Source organism: Vicinamibacteria bacterium, assembly GCA_035620555.1.
GTDB lineage: Bacteria > Acidobacteriota > Vicinamibacteria > Marinacidobacterales > SMYC01 > DASPGQ01.
In genome coordinates this window covers 1-9,025 of the sequence record DASPGQ010000231.1, presented here as the reverse complement: position 1 = coordinate 9,025, position 9,025 = coordinate 1, and the positions used below count along the sequence as shown (strand labels likewise).

The following is a 9,025-nucleotide window of genomic DNA, read 5'->3' as shown; positions in this document are numbered from 1 at the left end:
CGTGAGAACTGAAGCCGTGATGAGAGGGCGTCGCCTCCGTGTCAGGTCTTGCCGTTACGAAAGGGCTGGCCACGCCACTCAACTCAACGTTATGCCTACTGTCCGCTTGGCTTACGAGCCAGATTAACGTTACAGTGGTTTTAATGGACATCGCGCCCCTTACGCGGGAACAGGCGATTGAACGTCTGGTCGCATCAGCGCCGGAGATCCGTGCTCTCGGTGTGGAGCGGCTCGCACTTTTTGGCTCGGTCCTGCGTGATGAGGCCCGGCCGGATAGTGACGTCGACCTCCTCGTGCACTTCCTTCCAGGCGCTAAAACGTTCGACCATTTCCTCGCACTGTGTGAGCTCCTCGAAGCGCGCCTTGGCCGGCGAGTGGAACTTGTTACCACGGAAGCGCTTTCTCCGTTCTTGGGGCCGCGCATCTTGGCCGAAGCGCAGGATGTCCTTCGAGCCGCGTGACTACCTTCGCCACATCTTGGTGGAGGTGGACGACCTCATTGGAGAGAGCGGTGCGTTGACCCTGGAAGAGTTCACGGCGAACGGCACGCTCCAAGGTGCATTTGTCCGAAGTCTAGAGATCATTGGCGAAGCGGCAAAGAAGGTCCCCGAGGAGTTTCGCTCGCAATACCCAGGCGTCGAATGGCGCGTCATGGCCGGTATGCGTGATCGCTTGATTCACGACTACTTCGGCGTAGACTACGAACTGGTCTGGGACGTGATCCAGAATCGGGTTCCGGAACTCCGCGGCCAGGTCTCATCGATTCTGGAGTCATAACTAGCGGATCGAGTGGACGTGGCCTCTTCGGGAACGTTGAACGCCGAATGAGAATGCGTATCCTCCGTGTCGGGCCGTGCCACAACGTCAGGCTTGGCCACGCCACTCATCCACGACGTTATAAGGCCGTGGCCCAGATGCAGTGCACGAGTTTAGGCGCAGGGTCGTGACGTCCGGGGGTACGGAGCCCAACATCGTATTGGAGGTTCGCCAGGCCTTGCTGTTGGCGGTGCTCTTCAACGGACTGGGTAGTTTCTATGCTTGCGCAGTCGGTCTTCAGATCGCCCCGTGGCGCTCAGCTTTGGTGGGGTTAATCACGGGTATGGCGCTCCTGCTCGCTCTGCAGACCATCGGTAGCTATCAAGCGTTCGCCAGTTCACTCATCCTTCTGGTGCCGGTCGTACTGGCGGTGACGGTGGAGCTTTGGCACCACCGTACATTCGTGAAGGGAGGGTCACTCGTCGTTAGGCGTGGCGTTTTGGGCAACCTCTACGAATCTTTGCCCATTTCGGAAGTGCGTGACGTTCAAGTTACGCGCCCGCTATTGGGGCAGCTCTGGAACGTAGGGGATCTCAACGTTGCAGGATACGGATGGGCGACAACCTTGCCAGCGGTTCGTCGGCCAGAAGACTGTGCGCGAAGGCTAATTGCGCTACGTGACGCGTCTGCTGTTCGGCGCGGCGGGAAGCGTGCCATTTCAACCGGATAACAAGGGGATCAAGCTGACGAAGCCCTCTCATGGGTTCAGAGTTTTCGTGAACGTGAGCAATGGAGAGCAATTTATGAATCCTGTTCAAAACGTCGCCTTCGCCAACGAGATCGCCCTGGCCAAGGAACTCATCGCTAAAGGCGAACTCGAGGCTAGCTTTTCTCACCTCGAGCGTGCCCACATCATCGGTCAGGCCTTCGTCGTACCCCATGCGATATCGCACTGGTTGATGCTTACGGTCGAGGTTCGGAGAAGGCGGGTCACCGCCGCCTTGGGGCAAATCGTACGCATTGTTTTGGGTATGCTCGGTTCGGCGGTGGGGGTTGTCCCGGTAGGCAATACGGGGGGCACCGACATTAGCATGTTCAAGCGCATGCCTATCGAGCCCGAATTGCAGAATATTATTGATAGCCTTCCACCAAACCCGGGCGCGTAGCTAAGGTTCGGAGCACAGAAACGGGCTTCGAGGATCAGGACTGGTTCTTGACGACAAGATGGATCGCGCGATGATCTATTTTCCCGCGAGCCTCTTCTTGATGATCTCGTCGACGAGAAAGATGTCGGTCAGGAGTGTTCTCACATGGATCGAGGCGTTGAGGTTGTCGACGAGCTGGGAGCTGATCGAAGGTTGGTCGAGCGTGAGTCTGACGGCTGCCCGAGCTCTGGAGGCGTCTTGCTCGAGGACATCGATGAAGCCATCGAAGCTGCTTCCCGGCTCGAGCCCTTGGCTCGCCACTACTCGACGAAAAACGGCGGCGAGCCCGTCCATGGCATGGTCGCTCTTGGCGAGGAAGTCCCTGAGCTGGCCGCCCGATTTCGACGCCTCGTCGCCCTCGAGCCCCTGTGCGGCGTAGGCCAGCATGAACTCGTAAGCCTCTTCGATGACGTCGATGCGTCGTTTGAGCTCTTCGAGGGACATGGATGAGACAGAAAAATCCCCTCTCCACGCTCGCAGCACGGAGAGGGGGTAGCTTTAACCTTGCTCGGCCTTCTTGTTTACCGCCCAGCGTTTCGGATCATGATTCGCGAGGAAGTCCTCCTTGCTGATCCAGCCGGCGATCATGCCGATGGTGAGCCAGCGTTTCTCCGGCAGAACCGCGAAGTAGATGTGGGCCATGATCATGCCGACGAGCCCCACGGCGGAAAGCCCATGAACGACGTAGATGAATCCCCAGGTGCCATCCGAGAACAAATAGGGGTTTCTCGCGAAGAAAGGCGTCTCGATTCGCACCATCATGAACAACCCGGTCAGCATGACACCGAAGCCGGTGAGGACCGTCATATGGTGGAAGAGGCGATGATCCACGGGATACTTCCCCGGTTTGGGCGGCGGCTCTCCCTTGCCGAGGGCGTGCCGGATCTCCTGTTGAAACTCCCGCCAGTCCGCCGCGCTCACCCAGATGTCACGCAGGTTCATCCAGAACGAGGCGTGGATGATGTGGAACAGGACCGAGCCGATGAAGGCGATCCCGGCCACCCAGTGGATCAGGACCCAGTTGAATTGGATTCCGAGAACGGGAAAGAACCCGGTCACCAGCAGCACGAACACGGTTACGGCCATGACCCAGTGAAAGAGCCGCGACGCCAGCGAGTGTCTCTCCACCTTGTCGGGCACTCCGGTGGTCGCTGACCCGCCCGTCCCTGCCGCCGCCTTGGCAGGCTTGTGCCGCGCGCGATAGGCGAGATGCCCGATGATGAAGAGTGCACCGAGGACGACCGAAAGCCAGAAGAGATCCCAGGAAATCCGGGTGAGGACCTCCTGACCCCACGGATTGAGCTCCCACTGAAAGAAACTCATCCTAAGCCTCCACGTCTCGAATCGCCCGTCTGACGAGGTTTCGCATCAGGGGGATCTTGAAGGCGTTGTGCTGTAACGGGCGAGCGCCCAACAACGCGAGCTCGCCGGCGTCGGCGGCGACGTCTTCGCTGTGAGGCTGGCCTTTGAGCTGGCGCTCGACGTCCGTCAACCGAAGCGGCCTCGGTCCGACCGAGTTCACCACGAGGCGAACGTCGTCGATCGTAGTGCCGGAGAGCTTCATCGCCGCGGCAACGGCCACCAGCGCGAAATCCCACGCCTGGCGATCCCGGACCTTCTCGAAGTAGAACGCGGCTCCCGCCCAGGTGTTGGGGATGCGGATCGCAGTGAGGAGGTCCCCGGGCTCGAGAATCGTCATCCGACGGATGTCGATCGCCGGAACCATGAAGAAATCCTCGGCATCGACGACTCGCTCCCCGCTCGAGTCACGAATGACGATCTTGGCGTCGAGGGCGATGAGCGCCGGCGCGGTATCCGACACGTTCACCGCTACGCAGCGGTTGGCCTCGAACAGGGCATGCTCGCGATTGATCGAGGTCGGCGTATCGGCGTAACAGATGTTGCCGCCCGCTCGATAGCACGGCCAGCCGCCTCGGTAATACCAGCAGCGGGTGTCCTGCGCGAGGTTTCCACCGATCGTGCCCTGATTTCGGATTTGGGGGGTCGCGACCTTTGCCGCGGCGTCGCTCAGCAGCGAGAATCGCTCGCGGATGTCGGCGTTATTGACGATCTCGGTGAGCGTCGTCAACGCGCCAATCTCGATGCCATCGTCCGTCGAGCGAATCCCTTTCAGCTCTTCGATGGATCCGAGGTCGATCACCGCCTCGGGGCGCTTGATCCGGTCTTTGAACCAGTCGAGGCTGTCGAGCCCGCCCGCGAACGTCCAGGAGGTCTTGCCGTAACGGCGTTTGAGCGCCAAAGCATCCTCGATACTCGACGGCTGGAAGAGCTCGAAGGCTTGGATCGTATCGTGAATCACGGCCATGATCGTTCTCCTTGAACCTTACACGTGGGTCGCGAGGACCTTGAAAGGCTGAGCCCGGTGCTCGAGCTGGTTGAGAATGAGATCGGTCATCACCGGCGAGCGCTTCAGGTCGAGCTCGCCGATGGCGTCCTGGATCGCACAGAGCACCGCGGCGCAACCGGCACCGAAAGGCGCTTCGCCGATTCCCTTGGCTCCGATGGGCGTTTGAGGATCCGGGATCTCGACCGAGCCCGCTTTCATCTGGAGCGGGACGTCGAGGATACTGGGCGGCTTTGCCGTATACAGGCGGTGGGTCGAGGTGACCCCCCATCTCGGATCGTAGATCCACTTCTGACTCATTGCGAGACCGAACCCCTGCACCGAGCCACCATGGACCTGGGCGTTCAGGCCCCGGGGGTTCATGACATTGCCCACGTCGCTCACCGCGGCATAGTCCGTGATGGCGACGACGCCGGTCTCGCGATCCACTTCGACCTTGGCGATGCCGACGACGAACGACCACAGGTCTCCCTCGCCGCCGTAGTTGTCCTTGGCGGCCCCGAGGACTCCCTGTCCCGCGAGAGCCGCGACGGAAACCTTGGTTACTTCGTTGAGGTCTTCGGCGACTTCGTGGCCGTCGAACCGCCCACCGAGCTCGATGGCACGTTCGGCAGCTCGCGCCAAGCTCATTCCCCGACCCGGGTTGGATTTTGCGAAGACCCGCCCGTCACCGACCTCGTAGCCCTCGGGTGAGCCCCCGAGATCCTGGGCCGCGATCTCCTGGAGCTTGCGCTTCAGATCCATCGCCGCCGCGTGGTTGGTTCGCGTATGAGCGTGCGTCGTCTGGCTTCCCGCCTGGACGCTCGAGTAGGGAAGGTGCTTGGAGGTGTCTCCCCAGAGAACCACGGTGCTCTCCCACGGCATACCGAGGACGTCCGACGCCACTCGCGCCGTGTCGGAGAACGAGTGCGTTCCGAGGTTTCCGATTCCCTGGTGAACGTAGAGCTTGCCGTCCGGCTTGATGACCAGTAGTCCGTCGAAGCCGCGGCTTCCGGCGACGTAGGTCGAGAGCGCCACGCCGATTCCCGTCACCTTGGTGCCATGGACCTGGCCGCTCTGCTGCTTGTACTCGTCCCAGTTCACTATCTCGGCGGCCTTGTCGAACGCCTCACGCACGTAGGCGGATGTCAGGCCGTGCTGGTTGGAGCCGTAGAGCGAGTTGTTGTCGGGAGCATTCAGTTTACGGATGGCGATGCGATCGATGTTGAGGTGCTTCGCCGCCTTGTCGATGAGAGGCTCTAGCATCGCGGTGATCTGGACCCCACCGGGGGCTCGCTGTGCCGCTCGCGGAGGTGTGTTGGTGAGGACGCTCACTCCGCGAAAGCGCATGTTCGCCGGGGTGTAGTAGATCGACGCGCAACGGCTCGCCGAGCCCATGTCGCCTTGCCGGCCGTAGGGCCCGTTGTCCTGCACGATGTAGAGGTCGATGGCCGTCACCCGGCCGTCGTTCTTGAAGCCCATCTTGACGCGTCCCTGAAAGCCTGGACGAGCGCGGCCGAAGGCGTTCTCCTCCGCACGGCTCACGCGGTGCATCACCGGGCGTCCGTTGAGCTTCTTCGAGAGCAGTGCGGGAATGGCCATGTTGATCGTGCCGGCGATCTTGCTCCCGAAACCTCCGCCGCAATATTCCGCGATCAGGACCACCTGACTCGGATCGACGCCGACCATCCGGGCGGCGACCGGAGCGGTGCGCTGCGTGCTCTGGGTCGACGGGTGGATGTAGAGCTTGTCGTTTTGCCAGTAGGCCATGCAGCTTCTCGGCTCGAGTGGGTGATGCGTCTGGGACTGGTGGAAGAGGGTCTCGTCGATGACGTAGTCCGCCTCCGCCAGGCCTTTCTCGACGTCCCCGACTTCCCATTCTTCTTCGGGCTGACCCATGGGGAGTTGCTCGCCGGCATCACGAAAGTCGGCCTCGGTCCACTTGAGCTCGACGAGGTCGGTGCGCTCCTTCATCGTGTTGCCGCCGACTCTCGCGTTCGGCCCTCCGGGCCGAAGGCTTTCGAGAGGATCGATGACGAATGGAAGAGGTTCGAGGTCCACCTTGATCTTCTCGATCGCCGCAGCCGCCGTGGCTTCGTCGACGGCGGCCACGGCGAGGATGGGCTCGCCCTGATAGAGGGGTTCGTTCGTCAGCGCCCGCTCGTCGAGGGGATTGTCCGAGGCGGGGAGATCATCGGCGGTGAGGATCGCCTCGACTCCCTCCATCGCGAGAGCGGCTCGCGTGTCGATGTTTCTTACCCGGGCGTGAGGCATGGGGCTCAGAAACAACTTGGCGAAGAGCATGCCGTCGGCCCGGAAGTCTTCCGCATATTTGGCCCTTCCCGTCACTTTCGCAACGAGATCCGGCGGCGCGTAATCGGTTCCAAAAAGCTTTTCAGCCACCTTAGCTCCTCCGCGAGTATTCCGCCGCGCTCATGGCGCAGTCCAGAATTTTGTTGTAGTCACAGCACCGGCAGAGGTTCCCCGATAGCGCCTGCGCGGCTTCGGCACGTGTGGGGTGCGAGTTCGATTCGACCATCGCCACCATGCTCATGATGAAGCCCGGTGCGCAGAACGCACATTGGAAGCCGGCGCCATCGACGACGGCTTGCTGGACGGGGTGCAGCGTTCCGTCCTCCGCCTGGAGACCTTCGATCGTCGTGATCTCCTTGCCACGTACGGAATGGGTGAGAACCGAGCACGAATAGTGAGTGACGCCATCGATGAGCACGGTGCAGCTACCACACTCGGCGCGGTCGCAGCCGAGTTTCGTGCCGGTCAGACCCAGTTTGTAACGGAGCGTCATCGCGAGCGTCTCCTGTTTGAGGACGTCCACCCGCCGCTCCTGGCCATTGACTCTCAGAGTAATCAGGCGCTCGACCGATCCCGGAGCGCTTGTTTGCGCGGAGAGCGCGCCTCCTCGAAACAGGTATCCCGCGGAGTATGTTGCCGCCCCTCCTGCGATCACCCCTTTGATGAAGCTGCGTCTCGTGAAATTATGTTCGATCGTTTCGGGTATGTCTCGTTGTGCCATCGGAAGACTCACCTCGTTTTTTTGCATGGGTCGGGCCCTCCCGGTCCACGTCCCCGAGTGGAAATATCACAGATTCAGGGGAGTGTGCAAACATCTGCTCATTACCGGAGGCGTGAGGTGATAGGCTCTTCCAGGCGTCAAAGGAGAACCGATGCGAAGGCTGGGTTTGGTAGCGACCTCGGTGTTCATACTCGCGACCGCTGCGGAGGTTCGGGCCGATGCCGCGCTTTTCGTCTTCGGAGGGGCGAGCACGGGAGGCAACATCACCGTCCTGAGCGACTCGAATTTCGATCTGGAGACCGCCTTCGAGAATAGCCCAATCTTCGGCGCGCGGGTCGGGAGCTATGGCTTTCCATTCGGCTTCGAAGGGACCATCGCCTACAGCCGAGCGAACCTGACGGGGGACGTTCTCGGGGGCGCGCCCGAAGTGACGACCAACATCTTTTATGCCGAGGCCAACCTGCTGGTCATCGTCTTGCCGGGCCCAGTCGCTCCGTTCGTGACCGGTGGCTTCGGGCTCCATTATCTCGACTTCAACATCGGGGACTTCGCGAGTCTCGACAAGAGCAAGTTCGGCTACAACTTCGGCGGGGGTGTCTTGTTCAACGTGGCCAGGGTTGGGCTTCGTTTCGACGTACGCGACCACGTCACGACTTTCGGTCTAGGTGACTTCGGTCTCGGTTTCGTCGGTGGGCTCATCGGCCTTGCCGACAGCGATGCCCGGATCCACAACGTCGAGGTTTCCTTTGGCCTCGGATTTCGATTTTAGCGACGGAGACTTCAGACAACATTAGCAGGGTGATTAAAAACTCACACCCTGCGCGAGCGGAGCGAGCCCGGCGCGCTTGCCGCGCCGTAAGCAGCCCGAGCCGTGGCGGCACGATCGATTACGGGTCCCGCCACGGCATTGAGCACCCTAGGAGGTCGCCAGAAAACGCAAAGGCGCCAAGTTCGGGAGCCGCAAAGGAAGGATCGCGAACGAGCGACCCTCCTCACGATCTCCGCGCCCTTTGCGCCGTTGCGCCCCTTCGTTTCTTTTCTGGAATCAGCCCGCGGCTTTGTGGGAGGACTCGACCATCAGCAGGCCGGTCTCGATGCGCTCCTTGATCGGCTCGGGCAGCTTGACGAATCCTTCGAGGGACGTCAGATCGAAGCCGTCGTGGATTCTTCCTTTCACACGGACCTGAGCGCCTTTTCGCGGAACCCCTCGATTCGAAAAAACCCACAGCCGACCCGTCGGGTCCTCGATTCGATAGAAGCCGTGGCCGGCGACCGAGAAGCTCTCGACGACCTGGCCCTCGAGGGAGATGTCCTTCCGAGCGTAGCGAGACGGATCGGCGAGGACGTCGTTGACGGTTTTCTGCGCGCAGCCGAGCCCGACCACGGCAATCAGGGAAGCAAGAAGCAGCCATTTGGTGTTTCCGCTCATGTTTTCCTCCACGAGACGGAGACATAGCAGCCTTCGTGCCAGACGGGTAGGGGTTGTAACTGTAGGCAGAATCGTCGATTAACGGCGCGTGGGCTCCGTGCGCCTGTCATCTGGAGTGGACGGTTCGGCGCTCACCGAGACGTGAAGATGGCGATGATGGGAGCTTCGGGCATAGTGATCCGTCAAAGGATCCACACCCCCGAAATCCCCTTCCAGATCGCGCCAGACGGTATGGATGTGATTCGCGTCGTTCTGGG

The 9,025-nt window shown here is 61.1% G+C and carries 10 protein-coding genes; 4 read left to right on the top strand and 6 right to left on the bottom strand.

The window, feature by feature from the left end; translation table 11 throughout:
* Positions 1–143: 143 nt before the first annotated feature.
* The 3 genes from VEK15_09845 to VEK15_09835 all read left to right on the top strand — a co-directional run bounded on the left by VEK15_09845 (position 144) and on the right by VEK15_09835 (position 1,922).
* On the top strand, positions 144–461 hold the full coding sequence (locus VEK15_09845) for a nucleotidyltransferase family protein (GenBank protein HXV60983.1): 318 nt from the start codon (positions 144–146) through the stop codon (positions 459–461).
* Entirely contained in the window at positions 442–777 is a 336-nt protein-coding gene (locus VEK15_09840; protein HXV60982.1) for a DUF86 domain-containing protein, read from the top strand. The genes VEK15_09845 and VEK15_09840 overlap by 20 nt, the downstream gene beginning before the upstream one ends.
* Before the next feature lie 656 nt (positions 778–1,433).
* Positions 1,434–1,922 carry a DUF3703 domain-containing protein gene (locus VEK15_09835; GenBank protein HXV60981.1) on the top strand — a complete coding sequence of 163 codons (489 nt, stop codon included), beginning with the start codon at positions 1,434–1,436 and terminating at the stop codon, positions 1,920–1,922.
* Between the two features lie 75 nt (positions 1,923–1,997).
* Here the strand turns inward: VEK15_09835 and VEK15_09830 are convergent, their stop codons facing one another.
* From VEK15_09830 to VEK15_09810, 5 genes are read right to left on the bottom strand one after another with little or no spacing between them, the layout of a single operon-like run.
* Complete coding sequence (locus VEK15_09830) at positions 1,998–2,405, bottom strand: hypothetical protein (GenBank protein HXV60980.1); 408 nt, start codon at positions 2,403–2,405, stop codon at positions 1,998–2,000.
* Positions 2,406–2,459: 54 nt separating this feature from the next.
* The gene (locus VEK15_09825; protein ID HXV60979.1) at positions 2,460–3,284 is read right to left on the bottom strand and encodes a cytochrome b/b6 domain-containing protein; all 825 of its coding nucleotides are present in this window, start codon (positions 3,282–3,284) and stop codon (positions 2,460–2,462) included.
* Between the two features lies 1 nt (position 3,285).
* Positions 3,286–4,287 (bottom strand): xanthine dehydrogenase family protein subunit M, encoded by a 1,002-nt coding sequence (locus VEK15_09820; GenBank protein HXV60978.1) that lies wholly within the window; start codon positions 4,285–4,287, stop codon positions 3,286–3,288.
* 18 nt (positions 4,288–4,305) lie between these two features.
* Positions 4,306–6,708 (bottom strand): xanthine dehydrogenase family protein molybdopterin-binding subunit, encoded by a 2,403-nt coding sequence (locus tag VEK15_09815; GenBank protein HXV60977.1) that lies wholly within the window; start codon positions 6,706–6,708, stop codon positions 4,306–4,308.
* A gap of 1 nt (position 6,709) precedes the next feature.
* Positions 6,710–7,339, bottom strand: a complete 630-nt coding sequence (locus VEK15_09810; protein ID HXV60976.1) for a (2Fe-2S)-binding protein — start codon at positions 7,337–7,339, stop codon at positions 6,710–6,712.
* 151 nt (positions 7,340–7,490) lie between these two features.
* Between VEK15_09810 and VEK15_09805 the strand changes: the two genes are divergently transcribed.
* Positions 7,491–8,108, top strand: a complete 618-nt coding sequence (locus VEK15_09805) for a hypothetical protein (GenBank protein HXV60975.1) — start codon at positions 7,491–7,493, stop codon at positions 8,106–8,108.
* 276 nt (positions 8,109–8,384) lie between these two features.
* Here the strand turns inward: VEK15_09805 and VEK15_09800 are convergent, their stop codons facing one another.
* Entirely contained in the window at positions 8,385–8,768 is a 384-nt protein-coding gene (locus VEK15_09800) for a hypothetical protein (protein ID HXV60974.1), read from the bottom strand.
* Positions 8,769–9,025 lie beyond the last annotated feature (257 nt).